We start from the raw sequence: 19,483 nt of genomic DNA on the forward strand, positions 1-19,483 counted from the left end.
GAAAAACCTGCAGACGAAACGAGATCTATCTTAATGACTGCTTAATGGCTGTTTGCAATTCAAACTATACCGTATAGTATAGCCATGACCCGGTATGGGACGTTCACCATGACTCAGTTTGCATCGACCCAGTCAGCCCCAGCTCCCCATCAGGCGCAGCCTGACCGGAAAGCCCGCCTGAAGCGGATCCTGCCAGTACTAATTCCCTTGGTGCTGTTGGTGGTGGCCACCGGTGTTGGGTTGCGATATTGGTGGAGTCGGCCTGACGACAGCACTGTTGAACTCAGTGGGCGCATCGAGGGCTATGAGACCGATCTGGGGGCCAAGGTCGGCGGGCGAGTGGCCGCCATCGCCGTGCGGGAGGGCAGTGTGGTGCGCCAAGGCCAAGTGATTGCCCGCTTGGATGATGCCGAGGTGCGGGCCCAGTTGCAGGCTGCCGGAGCCAGAGTGACGGCGGCGCAACAACAGGTGACTCAGGCCCGGCTGCAATTGGATGTGTTGGCCAGTCAGGTGGTGGAAGCAGAGCTGGCCCTGCAACAATCCCAGGGCGATACGGCGGGGCAGGTGCGTCAGTCCCAGGCTGCCGTTGCCGCCGCCGCGGCCCAATTGACCGAGGCCCGGGCTCAGGTACAGCAGGCAGAGTCGGCCCTAGCCCTGGCCCGAGCCGATCGAGAGCGCTTCGCCAGCCTGTTGGCCCAGGGCGCCATTCCCCAGCAGCAGTTTGATCAGATCCAAACGACCTTTGAGACGGCTCGGGATACCTTGGCGGCCCGACAAGCGGCAGTGGCAGCGGCGCAACAGCAGGTGAGTGCGGCCCAAGGCGTGTTAACCCAGGCCCAGACCAGCCAACTGAATCCAGACATTCGCAGGGCTCAGGTGGAGCGACTGCGGAAACAGCAAGAGCAGGCCAAGGCCCAGCTGGCGGCAGCCGAGGCCGACCTGGAACAGGCCCAGGCAGACTATACCGAGATCGAGGCCCGCCTACAGGATCTAGAGATTAAAAGCCCCATCGATGGCGTTGTGGTCAGCCGCATGGTGGAGCCGGGGGAGGTAATTGCCGCCGGCACGCCGGTGATCACGGTGGTGGATTTGGAGGAGGTCTACCTGCGCGGCTATATTCCCGAGGGGGAGGTGGGACTGGTACGGGTGGGGCAGCCAGCCCAGGTATTTCTCGACTCGGCCCCGGAGCAGCCCCTGCAGGCTACGGTGTCGGCGGTGGATACGGAGGCGTCCTTTACGCCGGAAAATATTTACTTTCAAGAAGACCGGGTGGACCAGGTGTTTGGCTTACGGCTCGGCATCGAGAACCCGGGCGGCTTTGCCAAACCAGGGATGCCGGCCGATGGCACCATTCTGCTAGAGCAGTCGGGGGCGGAGTGATGGCACCATTGCCTTCCCACGCAGCGGCGGCCAGGGGGAAAACGGCCCCCGTGACGACGGAGCCAGTGATTGCGGTGCGGCAGCTGCGCAAATCCTACGGTGCCTTAGAGGCCCTCAAGGGCATCGAGTTTGCGGTGACTCGGGGAGAGATCTTCGGCCTCATCGGCCCGGATGGGGCTGGCAAGACCACCACCTTTCAGATTCTGGCTGGGGTGATGGCGGCCACGGCGGGGGAGGTGGCGGTGTTGGGCACAACGCCTCAACAGGCGCGGCTGCAGTTGGGCTATGTCACCCAGCGGTTTTCCCTCTACAGCGATTTGAGCATTGCCGAGAACCTGCGCTATAGTGCCGGGCTGCGGCGCATTCCAGCGGCAGAGGCGGCGATGCGATCGCACACCCTATTGCGGCGCGTCGATCTGCATCGCTTTACTGACCGGCTGGCGGGACAGCTCTCGGGCGGGATGAAGCAGAAGCTGGCCCTCTGCTGCGCCCTGATTACCCAGCCCCAGGTGCTGCTGCTGGATGAGCCCACCACCGGCGTGGACCCGGTATCGCGGCGAGAATTTTGGGATCTGCTGGCGGCGGTGGCGACGGAGGGGGTAACGGTGGTGGCGGCTACCCCCTATTTGGATGAAGCGGAGCGCTGCAGCCGCATCGCCCTGATCTACGGCGGTGAGATTCAGCAGATGGGCACCCCCGATCAACTGCGGCACAGCCTCGGCTTTAGCCGTATCGAGCTCCGGGCCGAGAATCTGGTCAGGGCAGAAACGGTGCTGCACCAGAGCGGCGGTACCATCGTCGACATTCAGACCTTCGGCGATCGCCTGGATGTCATGGTCCAGGACACCGATCAGGGAGAGCAGCAGATCCGCACGGTGCTGCAGGACCATGACCTGGCCCTGACCGATCTGCGGCGGGATGTCCCCACCCTGGAGAATGTCTTCGTCCATCGCCTGCGCCAGCAGGGAGAAGACCCGCCCTACATCGAGTTTCCCGCCTACCGCAGTGGCAAAGAGCCGGGAGGCATCGCCATGGCCACCGAGGCCCTAACCAAGACCTTCGGCGACTTTCAGGCGGTGAAGGGGGTGGACATCACCGTGCGCTATGGCGAGATCTTCGGCCTATTGGGGGCCAATGGGGCCGGCAAGACCACCACCATCAAGATGCTCTGCGGCCTGTTGCCCGCCAGCGGCGGCACCATGGAGCTGGCGGGAGAAACTGAGCATCTGCATCGGGCCCAGGTGCGATCGCGTCTGGGCTACATGAGCCAGAAATTTACCCTCTATGACGACCTCACCATCTTGCAAAACCTGGACTTCTACTGCGGCGTCTACGGCGTCCCCCGGCAGCTGCGGCGGGAGAAGATCGATTGGGTGTTGCAAACCTGTGGCCTGGTGGGCCGCGAGCACATCCTCACTGGTAGCCTGCCTGGGGGCTGGAAGCAGAGGGTGGCCTTCGGGGCCTCCGTCATGCATGAACCCGATATTTTGTTCCTGGACGAACCTACCTCCGGCGTCGACCCCCTGGCCCGACGGCAGTTCTGGCAACTGATTCGCGACTTTGCCCGCCGCGGCACCGCCATTCTCGTCACTACTCATTACCTGGAAGAAGCCGAGAACTGCCACCACATGGCCTTCATGGTAGCTGGAGAGATCGTGGCCCAGGGCTCCCCCAGTGAGATCAAATACAACCAGCCGGGGCATCTGGTGGAGGTGATTTCACCCCAAACCCAGGCCGCCTCCGATCTGTTGAAGCAGCAGCTGGAAGGCTGGCGGGTCTCTATCTTCGGCGATCGGCTGCACCTGGTGGTAGACGATGCCGACCGGGACCTAGAGCAAGTCCACGAATGGTTGCAGGCGGAGCAGATTTCCCATCCACTCTAGCCGCGTCATTCCCTTTTCCTTAGAAGACGCCTTTATCGGTATTGTGCAACGGGCAAACCAACTATGAACCGCGTCCTCTCCCAATGTGTCAAAGAGCTCAACCAATTCCGCCGCGACCGCCTCACCGTGGCCCTGGCCTTCTTATTGCCCCTGGCGGTGCTGCTGATTCTCGGCTATGCCATTCGCCTGGAAGCCGACAACATTCCCCTCAGCGTGCAGGACTTCGACAACAGTGCCCTCAGCCGCAGCTATACGGCCCGGTTGCTGGCCACCAATCAGTTTGTCCCCACTCCCCTACAAGCCAATGAGTCCCTGGCGGCCATCGATGCCGGGCAAGCCAAGGCCACGGTGGTGATTCCCCCCGATTTTAGCCAGCGGATTCGGGCCGGCAAACCCACCACGATACAGGCGCTGGTGGATGGCACCGACGTCAACAACGCCCGCATCATTCAAAATAGCCTGGGCGGCACCACCCGCTTCTTTCTCCGAGCCCAGGGCATTATCCCTGACGTTCTATCTCCGGTGATTCCCCAGATTCGCCTCTGGTTCAACCCCGGTCGGCAGGAGTCGCTATTCATCGTCCCCGGCATCTTCGGCCTAGTGCTGTGGGTGTTTCCCTCGATGTTGGCGGGTATGGCCATGGTGCGGGAGAAGGAGCAGGGCACCATCGTCCAGGTCTACGCCTCGGATCTCAGCGCTCGGGAGTGGCTGTTGGGCAAGGAATTGGCCTATGTCATCGTCGGCTTGGGGGAAGCCCTGATCGTGATGACGATGGCGGTGATCTTATTCCGCCTCAGCTTTCGCGGCGATCCTTCGCCCCTGCTGCTGGGTACCTTGCTTTATCTGTTTGCCAGTGTCGCCTTCGGTCTGTTGGTGGGAGCCCGGGCCAGTAATCAAACGGCGGCTCTGCAGGGCACGGCCATCGTCGGATTTCTCACGGCTCTGTTGCTCTCTGGCTTCATCTACCGCCTCGAGAATATTCCCTTTCCCCTGTCGTTGCTGCCCAATATCATCCCGGCTCGCTATTACATGGAGATCGCCCGGGATGCTTTTGTCCGGGGTACCGGCTGGGGCGGCATTTGGTATGGTCCCCTGATGATTGCTCTGATTGGGGGCCTTTGTTTTGTCGTTGCCAGCCAGGTGTTGCGAGCCATGCAGTTTTCGGAGTGATGTTAGCTGCCTACCCTACTCTTTCTTTTCTGGCCTCCTGGCCGTTTTTCCGTCGTCCTCGCCCCTGCGGACGGGCTGGTCGGCAGTGCTGTACCTCGATAAGACCGCACTTAGTTTTCCAAACCAGAGAGCTCACCCGAGGGGATTTCGCTCCCCTCGGACTCCGACGACCAGGGCAAACCGCTGCCCTGGACCTGCGGACGGGCTGGTCGGTTGGTTGTTATTGATCGCGTTGCATCGGCAGAGTAGCGATGGACTTTCCTGCCTTCTACCTTCTGCCTTCTGCCTCTGCCTTCTGCCTTCTGCCTTCTGCCTTCTGCCTTCTGCCTTCTGCCTTCTGCCTTCTACCTTCTGCCCCATGACTGTCCTACGCTCTCTACTCACCGCCCGCCTCTGGTCTTTAATCCTGAAGGAAGTCCGTCAGATTCTGCGCAATCGGCAGATCATTTTTCTGCTGTTGTTTCCGCCCACCATCCAGCTGTTGATCTTTGGCCTGGCCCTGGATCCGGAGGTGACGGGGCTGAGTCTGGGGGTGGTGGATTACAACAACAGCGCCGCCAGCCGGGAGTTGGTCTCGACTCTGGTGGCCAATGATGTCTTCATCGTGGAGTCTTACCAGCTGCAGCAAGCCGACCTGGCCCAACAGGTGCGCACTGGCCGGGTGACGGCGGGGCTGGTGATTCCTCCCGACTTTGATCAGGCCCTGGCGGCGGGCAAGGCGGTGGAGGTGCAGGGGTTGATCGATGGGGTGGATGCCAACACCGCCGGCATTGCCCGGGGTTATCTGCAGCAGTTGATTACCCACTACGGGCAGATGCTGCAGTCGCCTCAGCCCCAGGAGCCGGTGCAGACGGCCGTGCGCTTTCTCTACAATCCCGGGTTGCTCAGTAGCTGGTTTTTTGTGCCGGGGGTGATGGGGGTGGTGGTGACCCTGACCGGCACCCTAGTGTCGTCGTCGACGGTAATTCGCGAGAAGGATGTCGGTACCCTGGAGCAGTTGCTGATGACGCCGGCGGCGGGCTGGGAGATTCTGGCGGCTAAGATTGCGCCCCTGTTTGTGCTACTGATGGGGGATGTGTTGCTGGCGTCGGCCCTGGCCCGTGGGGTGTTTAATCTGCCTTTTCGCGGTCATTTCGGGCTGTTTTTGCTGCTTTCGGCCATCTATGTGTTTGTGGCCATCGGCATTGGCATTTTGTTGGCTACCCTGGCCCGCAATCAGCAACAGGTGATCCTGACGTCGTTCTTTTTCAATGTGCCCTTGATTCAGCTGTCGGGTGCGATCGCACCCATCGAGAGCATGCCCCCCTTCTTTCGGGTGCTCTCTGGGTTAAACCCCCTGCGTCACTACGTCACCATCGCCCGCAGCCTCATCCTCAAGGGCGTTGGCCTAGAGGTGCTGCTACCAGAGATCATGGCCTTGCTGCTCTTTGCCGTGCTACTGCTGGGGGTCAGCATCCATCGCTTCCGCTCTCAGCTAACCTGAGCAGAACTAAGGGATGGTCACGTCAGGGCATCCAGGGCCGTCTGATTGACAATGCCCTTTTCTGTGGCTAGGAACTGGAAAAACTTTTTCAGCGCTACCCGCAGGTCACTCTCGCGGGTTGAATCAATCACCTTGCACCGATACCACTAATGCTTACTAGCACTGTTTCTGGAGTCACCGCGTCCCCCTTAAAAACCTTGCCCCCCTCACATTGTCCTGGTTTTGGCGCCAGCACGAGGAGACGGAGGAGCGGCAGAAGCATTTTGTGGTAGCGACTCAAGCATTGAGTGGGGCCTATCTGGTGCGATTAGGCACCCCATCACGATGAAGACCAAAATAATCCGTAACGGATGGCGTTTCCCGCGAGCACTGCGATAATCGGGAACGGTCTGTCAGGCTTCTATCAGGGTCATGGCAACACCAGCAATAGAGATTGCCTTACAGCTTAATTTTTATCTCGTCACTTTGAATCAGCCCTGCCAGTCAGTTCTTCACTCCATTTTGAGACGCGTCTTCACGTCAGCGTATGCAGCATCAATCAACGCTGACAAGGCTGTAGGGTCTACTTCCGCATCCGGTCTGAGCTTGACATGTCTCATAAACTTTCCCGAGCCCTCCAGCATGCCCTCCGGGTCAGGCAGCTCTGCTCCCTGGAAGAAACCGACATTTACATGAGACGTGAATGCATCTACGTAAGCAAATGCCGCGCCGTCCACGCATGCAGTGGGTTGGCCGTCATGCAGGGTTTCCTCGACGTCCGGCCCGCAAGATCGGAGTGCCTCGAACCAACGCTGCGCAATGGCACCAAGTGGATCCTGGTGAGCCCCAAACCACCAGACTACCGATGGATGGCACTTTGCCGTGTTGTCGAGTCGAAACAATTTCCTCATCATCGCCTCACCAAAGCAGCTCATTAAACTCAGCGAGGCTGTCACCAGCCTTGCTGGTCTCCAAAACCGACGTGAATCGTTTCGATGGTGCCCACATGAATCCGGCAGTCACCTTGGCTTTACCCGGCTGGGCAAACTGGCTCCCTGGGATGCTCTGTAACCAGAGTGCATCCCAGTTTTGTAGACCTAAGCTGAGAGCCTGCCGTCGAGGTAGGCGCAGCGATGCAAAGCCTAACCATTGAGGGCCAAGTCATCGAGGACAATCCAAGCTAAGCTGATCCTATGGTCACCCCTGCAATGCCATGGTTGAGACGGCATCTACCCTTTCCTCCCTACTCCGCATTGGTGAACTCAGTCGCGCCAGTGGAGTCCCGGTCAAAACCATTCGCTATTACGAGGACCTAAATCTAATTCAGGCCACTCGCCGTACCTCGGGAGGATTTCGCCTATTCTCTCCCCAGACCCAGACCCGGCTGCACTTCATCAAACGGGCCCAGACCCTCGGCCTCAGCCTGCAGGAAATTCACGATATCTTAGCTATTCACGACCGAGGTGACATGCCCTGCCAGGAAGTGCGGCAGACCCTGCAGAAAAAAATTACGGTCATTGAGCAACGCATCGACGAACTATCCTTACTCCGGCGGCAACTCATAGCCCTGATGCGTAATGCCGATGACCTAGAGATGGCTGAGGCGGACATTTGTCCCATCATCGAACGGGGGACATCCCCCGGCAGTTAAGTGTTTCATTAGGTCACAGGCTGGCCTCACTCCCCGCCCCTTTGAGCTATTACAAAGAAAACAGGCGCGCCGAGATCGCAACGGGGTGTCGAGCTTAGAGTGGTAGCGAACCATGGTTTTTCACGTGATTCAGTCACCCTCGCCCATTAATTACCGCGGCCACAACCTGAGTGGCCTCGATCTTCATCGCATTTATCTAGCCCATGCAGATCTGCGCCAGGCAGATCTGCACCACACCAACCTGACCCAGAGTAATTTGTCCAGTGTAAATGCCTATCGGGCTAACTTGGCCCATGCCGATCTAAGGGGTACCTTCCTTAATCAGGCGATCCTGAGTCAGGCCAATTTACACAGCATCAACGGCCATCGGGCCACCCTCGTCAACGCCGACCTGAGCAACGCCAATTTGCGTGACGCCAACCTGCGCCATGCCAATTTAGAAGGCGCAGACCTGCGCCACGCCGACCTACGGGGGGCCTGCCTCTACTGGGCCAACTTACGTCACGCCGACCTATCCCAGGCATTGATTAACGGTGCCGATCTGAAGAACGCTAAATTTTGCCAGACCGTTTTACCCGACGGCAGTCTTTGCAATAGCCATTGCTAGCGAGAGTGGGCAAATCAGGGAGTGGGGGAGTGATGGGGTGGGAAGGTACGGATTAGACCGTAGCTGGAATCTGCACCCCCGAGAGAATGCCATCTTGCTGGGCCATGTGCAGCATCAGATCGACGACCCGGTTGGAGTAGCCCCACTCATTGTCATACCAGGACACTAGCTTAAAAAAGTTACCCTTGAGTTCGATGCCAGCCCCGGCGTCGAAGATGCTGGAGTGGGGGTCGGTAACAAAGTCGGAGGAGACCACTGGATCCTCGGTGTAGGCGAGTACCCCGGTCATGGGTCCCTCAGCAGCGGCTTTCATCGCGGCACAGATCTCGCCGTAGCTGGTGATTTTCTCGGTGCGCACAGTGAGGTCGACGACCGACACATCCGGGGTAGGCACCCGAAAGGCCATGCCGGTGAGCTTGCCTTTCAGTTCTGGCAATACCAGGGTCACGGCTTTGGCCGCCCCAGTGGAAGCGGGAATGATATTTTGACCAGCCCCACGACCACCCCGTAGATCTTTCTTGCTGGGGCCATCTACCGTGGGTTGAGTGGCCGTACTGGCGTGGACGGTGGTCATCAACCCTTCCAGGAAGCCAAAGTTGTCGTGGATTACCTTGGCCACCGGCGCCAGACAGTTTGTAGTGCAGCTGGCATTGGAGACGATGGTATCGGTAGCCGGATTGAAGGTTTGATGGTTGACGCCCACTAGAAAGGTGGGAATTTTGTCGGGGTCTTTGGTCGGGGCCGAGAGTATTACCCGCTTGGCCCCAGCATCTAAATGGTTTTTGGCGCCATCGTACTTGGTAAACAGGCCAGTAGATTCCACCACATAGTCGACCCCGAAGTCGGCCCAGGGCAACTCAGCTGGGTTACGCATCGAGAGGCAGGGAATAAACTTGCCGTCCACCACGATGCCATTGTCTTTGGCCTCAACTTGCCCCTGGTAGCGACCATGGGTGGAGTCATATTTCAATAGATAGGCTAGATTCTCCGGAGGCACCAGATCGTTGATGCCGACAAAGTCGATGTTGGGATTTTTGATGGCAGCTCGGAACACTAAGCGACCGATGCGTCCGAAGCCATTAATTGCAACTTTCAAGGGTGCCATGCTGGATTAATCCTTCTGGGTAAGGTGTACTCACTCCATATGTAAATGGGAATTGCCAATCTATCAGAGGATTTACCCTTTTCTTTCAAGGTTTAGTTATCAATCTGTGAAGTTCTCGGGAGACTGCCGGTGAATACAACGAAAGGTCAGATTGATGCGAGGAGCTACCGGCTTGGTGGTTTTTGGCACCCGGTGCTGCCAGTGATGTTGGGTGGCAGCCGCCATGATCAGCAGACTGCCGGAAGCCAGGGTGAGGTCGAGTTTCGCTAGCTGGGGTTTGCTCTTGTGGCGCAGTACAAATCGCCGCGATCCCCCTAGGCTGAGAGAGGCAATCACTGGGTTGGGGCCGAGTTCTGGCTCATCGTCGCTATGCCAGCCCATGCTGTCGCGACCATGACGATAGTAGTTGAGCAACACGCTGTTGAAGGGGACTCCGGCCACGGATTCCAGGGCGGCTTTCAGGCGGGCCAGCGTCGGCGTCCAGGGCTGGGGGGCCATGGCGATGCCGGAGTAAGTGTAGGCGGCTCCTGGGTCTCCATACCAAGCGGTCAGTCGCGGCAGGGGATGGCGCTTACCGTAGAGGCTAATCCAATCCTGTCGCCAGGGGATGGTCTGCTGTAGATGCTCGAAGAGGCTGGGAGGATCAGATACCCACTGGGGATAGTAGAACAACTCTCCGTCGGGAAGCTGATGGCGTTGGCAGGGCTCGCTGTTGAGCATTAGGAGACTGGACATGGAACATGATGGGGTGAGCGGAGGACGGAGAGTGAAGAGTGAAGAGTGAAGAGTGAAGAGTGAAGAGTTCGTCCCGTTCGCGTCAGCGGCTCCGTAGGAGCAACGAAGTCGAGGGGTGGATAGGTGATGGGGAGAGGGGGAGAGGGGGAAGAAAGTAGGTAGCGTGGGTCGTTTTACTTAAGCGAGGGACGTTATGAGGGGTCAGGGAAGGACCCGCGGGGCGATGAGTTTTAAGTTTTGAGTTTTGAGTTCTCCCAGTGATGGTTGAATTCAACCCTCAACAGGCCAACGGTCAAAATTCCCTTTCCTGGCTCTGCTTTGGTCTACTCGTCAGGTAGAGGAGCCCCTTGCGTCCCCGCCGATGCGACGCGATCTTGAACGACCAACCGACAGGCCTTTCCGCAGGGTCCAGGGCAGTAGTTCGACTGCGCTCATTACAAGCGGTTCGCCCTGGTCGTAGGGGCTCCGGGGGGATCTCGTTCCCCCCGGGTGAGATCCTGGCTTGGAGCGATTAAGCGTGGTCTTATCGAGGTCTATCATTCCTGGTCGAGGAAGGCGATCTTTAACTGCTAATCGACAATCCCGATAGCGTGGCTCTAGCGCGGCAGCAAGGGGGTGGCGTGGGCTTTGAAGTTGGCTTTTACCAGGGCATTCACAGTGGCCTCCGGATCGTCGACACGGAATTGGGCGCCCAGGCGTACGAGTTGACGATTTTCATTTTGACCAATCATGGCTACCACTGGCACCCGGGCAAAGGCCGAGTCGGTACCTTGGTGGCTGCGGATGACGTTGCGCAGGCGATGTTGTTGCTCGATATCGGCGGCCGTCCGGGGTTCCATCTCTACCATCACTAGGCGCACAGTCTCGATGGGTTCGGCATCGTCGACGATGAGCTGCACCCGATCGTCACGGCGATCTACCTTGCCCCAGATCATCAGGCGGGCATCGGCAATGATGTGCTGGCCGATGCGCTCGAAGGAGCGGGGGAAGACAACTCCTTCGACCTGACCGGAGAGGTCTTCTAGTTGCACGATGGCCATGCGATCGCCTTTCTTAGTTACGACGGGTTTGACACTGGCCAACATGGCGATGGCACTGATGGTGGTGTTATCGGGTTGGGCCTCCAGATCGGCCAGGTTAATCGGGGCTAGCATCCGGGCCGGACGTTGCACTGTCTTGAGGGGATGGTCGGAGACGTAAAAGCCCAGGAGTTCTTTTTCCTGGCGCAGTTTTTCCTGGGGGTCGAAGTCAGGTACTAGGGGAGCACTGGGAGCAGTCTCATAGCCCCCCGGCGCCGCAATGCCCTCGTCACTGCCACCGCTGAACATGTCGAACAGATTGCCCTGCCCTACTTCTCGATCCCGGGCTCGTCCTTGGGCCCACTCCACCACGAACGGTAGGTCTTGCATGAGCTGGTTGCGATTGGCATTGAAGACATCCAACGCTCCAGAGAGAATCAAGGCTTCTAGGGCGCGGCGGTTGACGGCATGGAGGGAGATGCGATCGCATAACTCTGCTAGAGATTGAAAGGGACCATTCTCGTCCCGCTCCTGCAGAATGCACTCGATCGCCCCCAGTCCCACATTACGCACTGCCGAGAGGCCAAAGAGAATCTGCTGCCCTTCTGGGGTAAAGTCCACCCGCGATTTGTTGATATCCGGCGGCAACACCTCAATGCCCATGGCGACGCAGTTGGCGATGTGCATCTGCACCTTGTCCTGGTCACCGCTGTTGGCCGTCAACAGCGCCGCCATGTATTCCACCGGATAGTTGGCCTTCAGATAGGCGGTTTGGAAGGTAACGAAACCGTAGGCGGTGGAGTGGGATTTGTTAAAGCAATTGGAGGCCACCTGACCATTGGCCAGCAAGAAGTTGTGGTCTGGTTCAACGCCAATGTCATAGACCGGCTGTATCCCCAATGATTTTCGACGAATAATTTTGACCATTCTCTCCAACTCCTAAATCCGATTAACAATGCGTTAACTGTTAACGGTGAAACGCCTACATCCGCCAAGAATCTCACGCTGCGCTCTCCGTCAGGCTATGGACTTCCTCGCTAGCAAGGAAAGCGGCATATTCTAAGCACGCTGAAATATCCTCCACTTCAAGATAGGGATAAGCTTCTAGAACTTCTGTGGTTGACATGCCATTCGCTAATAAGCTCAATACTAGAGACACAGAAATACGCATGCCACGAATGCAGGCCCTTCCCCCCATAATTTCTGGATCAAAAGTTATTCGTTCAAACATCTTGAATTTTTCCACTTATATGAACGCCACTGTTTATCTTTTCGATCTAATCTTTGTTACGCCAATGCCATGAACTTGCCGAAACTGATTGATGTTTGTTTAACAATTCTCAACCATGGATCAAGCAGCCGTACTCAATGCCTCTAACTTCTCCGTGACTATTTGTTTCAAGATCTTCAAAATCGTTTCGGCCTCTAGCTTTTCGCTGTATTCCCGGGAGGGTTCCAGTTTCAGTGCTGGGCGATCGCTCTCCATTTCCATTACCTCAGCCCGCACAAATGTCCACACATCGGCAACGGTATAGCAGCCAAATGCCACTTGTGGATCGCGCTGATCTAGTTCCCAGTTCATGCGAGCAGCAGCTAAAAGCTGACCATAGAGTTGGTATTGAGGGTTTTGGGCTCCGATGCCGCGTTTAGCTTCAACCACTACCAAATAGGGCGCTTCAATCTCACCCGACAGCCCTTTTCCCAACACCCCATCAACTAAACCGGAAAGCTCGAAAGTTTTATAGGTTCCCTTTAAGGCGACTTCCGTCCAAGCCTGAACAAAATCTCGCTCTGCCAATACCAAAATCGGATAGATAGCCCGTGCCCAAACGGTGGCTTCATTCACAAGCTGAGTGCGATAGTTGACCAGCCGCGCCTGCACATCTTGTACCTGCCGCCGCTCATTGTCGCCCAGCTCTATTCCATCTACGTTCTTCATCCAAGAATCACTACTAATACCTTGTTCATCAATCCCGACAAGGGGTTTGAGGTCAGTCAGGGTGAGATTCGAAAATAGAAGCTGTTTCATAGCACGTCTCCTGAAAGAGTTATGCAATCGCAGGTGACGGCACGTCCACCTGCTTTAACTCTAGCCCCTGTTCAAAGATGTCGTTGATGGGCCGCATCTCCCCAGCGACAGTCATAAATTTGTGATCTGCCGTGGCTCGAATCGTAGTGCCATTGTCGAGCTGGTAGGCAAAAATTTCCTGATAGCCACGACGATGCCACTGGGCGATGGGCTGAGTATAGACAAAGCCATTGGCATCCACGCTGTAAACCTGGCATTCAATTTGCTGCTCAACGATTTTGCCGATCGCCAGCGGGCCGTACTCCACCGTCATCACCTCGGTGTCGTAGCTGAGGCAATACTCGGCAAACTTGACCATCTGATCCCAGAGTACCTCCACTGTCTTCTTGGGCACGCCATTATTGACTGCGCCCTCAATGAAGTGGCCCTTGTGCTTCTCCATCTCGGCCACTTTCTTCTTACCCATGGCCCGTCGCAGCAGATCCGCCTGCCCCAGGGAATAGCCCGCCATGTCCTGGGCAATTCTCATGATCTGCTCCTGGTAGACCATGATGCCGTAGGTCTCTTTTAAAATCGGCTGCAAAATCTCATGGGCATAGTCGATGGATTCCCGCCCGTGCTTGCGGTTGATGAACTTGGGAATCAACCCCGCATCCAAAGGTCCTGGGCGATACAGGGCCAAGACCGAGGAAATATCCTCCAGGCCCGAGGGCTTTAGGTCTCGCACGATCTGGCGCATGCCCGACGACTCCAGCTGGAAGATGCCCCCCAGATCCCCCTTCTCCAGTAACTTAAAGGCCTTGGGATCATCCATGGGCAAGTCATCGGGATCCACCTGTTGACCATGACTTTGCTCGATCAAGTCAACGGTCTTCTGAATCATGGTCAGGTTTTTTAGCCCCAGGAAGTCCATCTTCAGCAGGCCGATGGCCTCCACATCCTCCATGTAGTACTGGGTGATCACCTGACCGTCGTTGTTGCGCTGCAACGGCACAATCTCATCCAAGGGTTCCTTCGAAATTACTACCCCGGCCGCATGTACCCCAAAGGTCTTATTGGTGCCCTCGATCCGCATGGCCATATCGATCCAGCGGTGCACCTGGGGATCACTGTCATACTTCTGCTTAAATTCTGGGGCCGGTGTCTCATCCGAGATCATCACCTTCAGCTTCGCCGGTTTGCCCCGAGCCACCGGAATCAGCTTGGCCATGCGGTCGGCCTCACCGTAGGGAATATCCAGCACCCGGGCCACGTCCTTCAGCACCGCCTTCGAGGTCATGCGGTTGAAGGTGATGATTTGGGCAACCCGCTCTTCTCCGTAACGCTCGGTGACATACTTGATTACCTCATCCCGGCGCTCGATGCAGAAGTCGGTGTCAATATCCGGCATGGACTTGCGCTCTGGGTTCAAGAAGCGCTCAAATAGCAGCCCGTGGTGCACCGGATCGATGTTGGTAATGCCCATGGCATAGGCCACCAGGGAGCCTGCCGCCGAGCCCCGGCCCGGCCCCACCGGAATCTTATTGTCTCGGGCAAAGCGAATATAGTCCCAGACCACCAAAAAGTAGGTAGGGAAGCCCATCTGGATCATCAGCTGGATCTCGTACTCCAGCCGCTCTCGATAGACTGGGTCCACCTCGCCATAGCGGGAGACCTTCATCCGCTTCACCAGGCCTTCCTTAGCCACGTGAGCCATATAGTCTTCTGCTCCCTCAAACCCCTCTGGAATTGGGAAGTCAGGAATGCGGGGCTGCCCCAGGATGTCGGTGTACTCCTCCACCTTGTCGGCCACCTCCAGGGTGGTATGAATGGCTTCGTCGATCACCTCGTCGCTCAGGTGATCGCGAAACAACTGCCGCATCTCATCGGCGGATTTCAGGTACTCGGTGCCGCTATAGCGCAGCCGCTTATCTTCGGTCAGCAGCTTGCCCGTCTGGATGCAGAGGAGGGCGTCGTGGGCCTCCACATCGTTGCAAGAGATGTAATGGGAGTCGTTGGTGCAGATGATTTTAATGTCTAATTCCCGGGCAATCTTGACCAGTTCCACATTGACGATGCGGTCTTCCGGGGAGCCATGGTCTTGGATTTCTAGGTAATAGTCGTCGCCGCAGCGGTCTTTATACCATTGAGCCACCCGCCGGGCTACGTCGGGACGCTTCTGCAGAATCGCCTGGGGCACTTCGCCCCCCAAGCAGGCGCTGGTGACGATCAACCCTTCGTGGTATTGCTCTAGCAGCTCTTTGTTAATACAGGGGCGGGAGAAGATGCCCTTGCCTTGTACCCCTTGCAGATGGGATATGGTAGTCAGCTTCACTAGGTTCTTGTAACCCTGGGTATTTTTAGCCAGCACCACCTGGTGATAGCGGGGCCGCCGCTGCTGCTGAGTGATGTCGCCATTGATGATGTACATCTCGTTGCCGATGATCGGCTTGATGCCTTTGCCTTTGCACAGCTTCAGGATCTCAATGGCCCCGTACATGACTCCGTGATCGGTGAGGGCAATGGCTGGCATGCCAAGCTCTACGGCCCGGTCAACCAATTGGGGCAGTTGGCTGGCCCCGTCGAGCAGGCTGTAGTTGCTGTGAATGTGCAGGCCGACAAAGGACATGATGAGGAGTCTGTCTATAGTTCAAATTTACTAGGCTGACCCAGTTCTCGCCCACCGTAGGTTGCCTGAGCGGACTAGGCTGCTCCTAAGGGTAGCGGATTTGCTCCTCTATATCTAGTCGATTTGTCGACGTTTTGGCGAATAATCCCCCACATATAGGCGATCGCAACTCGGAGTATCTCGTTCCATTTGGGATGCCTGCCCACCAGACTGGGGCTGACAAGCAAGATGCGATCGCATGGCTCCTACCCCACTCCCGAGTGTTGTCAACAAGCAGGTCTATCTAAAAGCTGAAACAGCAAAGCCCCTGGCTTGCCAGGGGCAGAGGGAGTTATCAGTCGGACGCATTCGGGGACATATCCATAGTATGCAAAGTCCAGGTAAACAGACGGTAAAGCTTTAGCGGGCGAGGCTGAGAGGCATATGATAATCCCGCCAAAAAAAGCCCTCCGTAGTAAGCGGAGGGCTGTTCTGTTCGTTTAGTAAAGGAGCCATAACCGAGGTCTAGGGTTAGTATTCCCGAGGTGGCCAAGGTAATCATCGTAGGGCTTTGCGTTGTCTGGCGAGTTTCCAATTATTTATCAGCTCTGATTGATGCAAATCTAACCATTCCAGCACCATTCTCAGGGCTCGCTTCGACATCTTTCCCTCTACTAACCCGGTCTCTATTGCTACGATAACTTCCTGGTCCTGATAGCGAGCATGGAAGTGAGGTGGCTGATGGTCATTGTAATTCGATGAAAATGACTATTCCGTAGAACCAGCTGATTGTAGGCACTATCTTTTTTACTAAAACCATCAGGGGCTTCGTCAAGTCAGAGCAGCTACCGGATGGTCTGCCAGCACCTTAGCCAGGTATTGCCCAGTGTAGGAGTGGGGCTGCTGGGCCAGCTCTTCTGGAGTACCGACGGCGATGACTTCACCGCCATGCTCACCGCCCTCCGGTCCCAGGTCGATGACCCAGTCGGCACAGCGAATCACATCCAGGTTGTGCTCGATCATCAGCACCGAGTTGCCCTTATTCACCAGGCGCTGCACCACATCCAACAGCTTGTGCACATCGTAAAAAGACAGGCCGGTGGTGGGTTCGTCGATCAAATAAAGGGTCTTGCCGGTGGCGCGGCGGGCCAGTTCCGAGGCCAGCTTCATCCGCTGCGCCTCGCCTCCAGAGAGGGTGGGGGCCGTCTGCCCCAGGCGAATATAGCCCAGGCCCACATCCACCATGGTCTGTAGTCGGCTGGCCGCCTTGGGAATATTCTGGAAAAAGTCCAGGGCTTCTTCTGCCGTCATGTTGAGTACATCGGCAATGGTGCGGTCCTTATATGTCACCTGCAGGGTCTCCCGGTTATAGCGGGCCCCTTTGCAGACTTCGCACTGCACGTAGACATCCGGCAGGAAGTTCATCTCGATCACATTCACGCCCTGGCCGCTGCAGGCTTCGCAGCGTCCCCCCTTGACGTTGAACGAAAACTGCCCCGCCTTGTAGCCGCGGGCCTTAGCCTCGATGGTTTCGGTGAAGAGGTTGCGGATGACGTCGAACACTCCAGTGTAGGTGGCCGGATTAGAGCGGGGTGTGCGGCCAATGGGGGATTGGTCGATGACGATGACTTTATCCAGGGCCTTGAGTCCCGAGAGCTTGTCTAGATCTTTCGGAAAGGGGACTTTGCTGCCGAAGTGGTGCTGCAGGGCCGGGTAGAGCAAGTTGTTCACCAGGGTAGACTTGCCGGAGCCCGAGACCCCAGTCACACAGACGAACTGCCCCAACGGAATCTCCACGTCGATATGCTTCAGGTTGTTGCGACGGGCCCCGTGGAGTTTCAGGCTGCGGCGATTGCCGGGCCGCCGCTGGGCTGGGGTGGGAATCACCAAGCGCCGGGCCAGATAGGCCCCAGTCACAGAATCTGCAGCCTGAGTCAGGTCGTCGATATGGCCTTGGACCACGATGTGGCCGCCGTGGATACCAGCACCGGGACCAATATCCACTAGGTGGTCGGCAGCCCGAATGGTGTCTTCATCGTGCTCCACCACGATCAGGGTATTGCCCAGATCCCGCAGCCGGGTCAGGGTGCGCAACAGGCGGTCATTGTCACGCTGGTGCAAGCCGATGCTGGGCTCGTCTAGGACATAGAGGACGCCGGTGAGGCCGGAGCCAATCTGGGTGGCTAGGCGAATACGCTGGGCCTCGCCGCCGGAGAGGGACATGGCGGTGCGGTGTAGGGTCAGATAGTCGAGGCCTACGTCGATGAGGAATTGTAGCCGGGCCTTGATTTCCTTTAGCACTAGTTCACCGATCTGGCGTTGGCGCCAGGATAGTAGCGGCGTTCCCTCATCACCGGCCAGGGTCTTGATCCGCTCCAGGCATTTGCGAATGGAGACGTTGGTCAGATCGAGCACATTGTAAGGGCCCATGCGTACGGCCAGGGATTCGGGCTTGAGCCGGGCTCCCTGACACACGTCACAGGGCTGATCGATCAAGTATTTTTCCAGCTTTTGCTTGTAGAGTTCGGAGCTGGCATCGCGATACTGGCGCTCTAAGATGGGCAGCACCCCTTCATAGCGCCGTTCATAGCCTTTGCGATCCCGATAGCGGGAGTCGGTTTCGATGTAGATCTTCTCGTCGCAGCCGTAGAGTACGATCTGCTGCTGCTCCTGGGTCAGCTGTTCCCAGGGGGTTTGAATCTGGAAGCCAAAGGCCTGGCCAACGCTGTAGAGCAGCGAGAAATAATAGGTGTTGTCCTTTTCCGACCAGGGGGCAATAGCGGCGTAGACCGGCAGTTTGGGATCGGGCACCACTAGATCGGCGGCGAAGGTGGGTAAGTTGCCCAAGCCATGGCAATGGGGACAGGCGCCGTAGGGGGAGTTGAAGGAGAACAGCCGTGGCGACAGCTCTTCCATGACGGCCCCGTGTTCCGGGCAAGCGAAGTTCTCCGAGAAGACCAACTCCGGCGGTAGGCCATAGGATGCTTCCCCTTCTGCCGCCTGGGGCAGTGAGTCAGACAGAGATTGAGATCGCAGCGGCACCACCTTAGACTCGCCAGACTGCCCCGCTTGAGCCCGATTGCGGTCTGGCAAAACGTCGATGACGGCAATGCCACTGGAGCGCTTCAGGCAGGTGGCCAGGGAGTCAGCCAGCCGCTCTTGCAGCCCTGGCTTTTTCACCAGTCGGTCTACCACTACTTCGATGGTGTGGGCCTGGTTTTTGTCCAGCTCGATGGCATCGGTGAGGTCACGGATGTCGCCGTTGACCCGGACTCGCACAAATCCCTCCGAGGCCAGAGCGGACAGCAGCTTCTTGTGGGTGCCCTTCTTGCCCCGCACCACCGGGGCCAACAGCTGAAACCGGGTGCCGTCTGGCAATTCCAGCACCCGGTCGATCATCTGGTCGATGGTCTGGGGGGCGATGCTGCGATCGCATCGGGGACAGTGGGGCTCCCCGGCTCGGCCAAACAGCAACCGCAAATAGTCATAGATCTCCGTCACCGTACCCACCGTAGAGCGGGGGTTATGGGAGGTGGACTTCTGGTCGATGGAAATGGCCGGGCTCAGCCCCTCGATGGCATCGACATCGGGCTTGTCCACCTGGCCCAAAAACTGGCGGGCATAGGCACTGAGGGACTCCACATAGCGTCGCTGCCCCTCGGCAAAAATCGTATCGAAGGCTAGGGACGACTTGCCGGAGCCTGATACCCCCGTAAACACAATCAGCTGATTCCGGGGCAGATCCAGGTCAATATCTTTGAGATTGTGTTGTCGCGCCCCCCGTACCCGGATCACATTATCATCATCAGGAGAGGCGGGCCGACCCAGCACTCGTTGCCGCCACTGCCCTACCGT

Annotated in this window: 13 protein-coding genes and 2 pseudogenes; 6 read left to right on the forward strand and 9 right to left on the reverse strand. The window is 57.5% G+C overall.

Annotated elements, in window-relative coordinates; genetic code table 11:
• Positions 1-108: 108 nt before the first annotated feature.
• From XM38_RS21740 to XM38_RS21755, 4 genes and pseudogenes are all read left to right on the forward strand, one after another.
• The gene (locus XM38_RS21740; RefSeq protein WP_202978945.1) at positions 109-1,380 is read left to right on the forward strand and encodes an HlyD family secretion protein; all 1,272 of its coding nucleotides are present in this window, start codon (positions 109-111) and stop codon (positions 1,378-1,380) included.
• Positions 1,380-3,330 (forward strand): annotated as a pseudogene (locus tag XM38_RS21745) (ATP-binding cassette domain-containing protein). Before XM38_RS21740 ends, XM38_RS21745 begins: the two are co-directional and overlap by 1 nt.
• Positions 3,327-4,433: an ABC transporter permease gene (locus XM38_RS21750; RefSeq protein ID WP_088431032.1), complete on the forward strand. Its 1,107-nt coding sequence runs from the start codon at positions 3,327-3,329 to the stop codon at positions 4,431-4,433. The pseudogene XM38_RS21745 and the gene XM38_RS21750 overlap by 4 nt, the downstream one beginning before the upstream one ends.
• 358 nt (positions 4,434-4,791) lie before the next feature.
• Complete coding sequence (locus XM38_RS21755) at positions 4,792-5,916, forward strand: ABC transporter permease (RefSeq protein WP_088431034.1); 1,125 nt, start codon at positions 4,792-4,794, stop codon at positions 5,914-5,916.
• Between the two features lie 491 nt (positions 5,917-6,407).
• Here the strand turns inward: XM38_RS21755 and XM38_RS21760 are convergent, their stop codons facing one another.
• Positions 6,408-6,851, reverse strand: coding sequence for a DUF1801 domain-containing protein (locus tag XM38_RS21760; protein ID WP_202978946.1), 444 nt, complete (start codon positions 6,849-6,851; stop codon positions 6,408-6,410).
• A 257-nt stretch (positions 6,852-7,108) separates the two neighbouring features.
• Here XM38_RS21760 and XM38_RS21765 point away from each other — a divergent pair, with 257 nt between their 5' ends.
• A complete protein-coding gene (locus XM38_RS21765) occupies positions 7,109-7,546 on the forward strand; it encodes a heavy metal-responsive transcriptional regulator (protein ID WP_080813591.1) in 438 nt (145 codons plus the stop codon).
• A gap of 112 nt (positions 7,547-7,658) precedes the next feature.
• Complete coding sequence (locus XM38_RS21770) at positions 7,659-8,153, forward strand: pentapeptide repeat-containing protein (protein WP_080813589.1); 495 nt, start codon at positions 7,659-7,661, stop codon at positions 8,151-8,153.
• 52 nt (positions 8,154-8,205) lie between these two features.
• Here XM38_RS21770 and gap read toward each other — a convergent pair whose 3' ends face one another.
• The 8 genes and pseudogenes from gap to uvrA form a co-directional block, all read right to left on the reverse strand.
• On the reverse strand, positions 8,206-9,258 hold the full coding sequence (gene gap / locus XM38_RS21775) for a type I glyceraldehyde-3-phosphate dehydrogenase (protein ID WP_080813587.1): 1,053 nt from the start codon (positions 9,256-9,258) through the stop codon (positions 8,206-8,208).
• 99 nt (positions 9,259-9,357) lie between these two features.
• Positions 9,358-9,993 (reverse strand): alpha-ketoglutarate-dependent dioxygenase AlkB family protein, encoded by a 636-nt coding sequence (locus tag XM38_RS21780; RefSeq protein ID WP_080813584.1) that lies wholly within the window; start codon positions 9,991-9,993, stop codon positions 9,358-9,360.
• Between the two features lie 596 nt (positions 9,994-10,589).
• Positions 10,590-11,939, reverse strand: a complete 1,350-nt coding sequence (locus tag XM38_RS21785) for a helix-hairpin-helix domain-containing protein (protein ID WP_088431036.1) — start codon at positions 11,937-11,939, stop codon at positions 10,590-10,592.
• Between the two features lie 73 nt (positions 11,940-12,012).
• Entirely contained in the window at positions 12,013-12,243 is a 231-nt protein-coding gene (locus XM38_RS21790) for a DUF433 domain-containing protein (RefSeq protein WP_080813613.1), read from the reverse strand.
• 120 nt (positions 12,244-12,363) lie between these two features.
• Complete coding sequence (locus XM38_RS21795) at positions 12,364-13,041, reverse strand: hypothetical protein (protein WP_080813580.1); 678 nt, start codon at positions 13,039-13,041, stop codon at positions 12,364-12,366.
• A 19-nt stretch (positions 13,042-13,060) separates the two neighbouring features.
• The gene (locus XM38_RS21800) at positions 13,061-15,649 is read right to left on the reverse strand and encodes a DNA polymerase III subunit alpha (RefSeq protein ID WP_088431038.1); all 2,589 of its coding nucleotides are present in this window, start codon (positions 15,647-15,649) and stop codon (positions 13,061-13,063) included.
• A 537-nt stretch (positions 15,650-16,186) separates the two neighbouring features.
• Positions 16,187-16,427 (reverse strand): annotated as a pseudogene (locus tag XM38_RS29220) (DUF4160 domain-containing protein).
• A gap of 32 nt (positions 16,428-16,459) precedes the next feature.
• Positions 16,460-19,459: an excinuclease ABC subunit UvrA gene (gene uvrA / locus XM38_RS21810; RefSeq protein WP_088431040.1), complete on the reverse strand. Its 3,000-nt coding sequence runs from the start codon at positions 19,457-19,459 to the stop codon at positions 16,460-16,462.
• Positions 19,460-19,483: the final 24 nt, after the last annotated feature.

Origin of the sequence: Halomicronema hongdechloris C2206 (genome assembly GCF_002075285.3) — a bacterium.
GTDB classification, from domain to species: domain Bacteria; phylum Cyanobacteriota; class Cyanobacteriia; order Phormidesmidales; family Phormidesmidaceae; genus Halomicronema_B; species Halomicronema_B hongdechloris.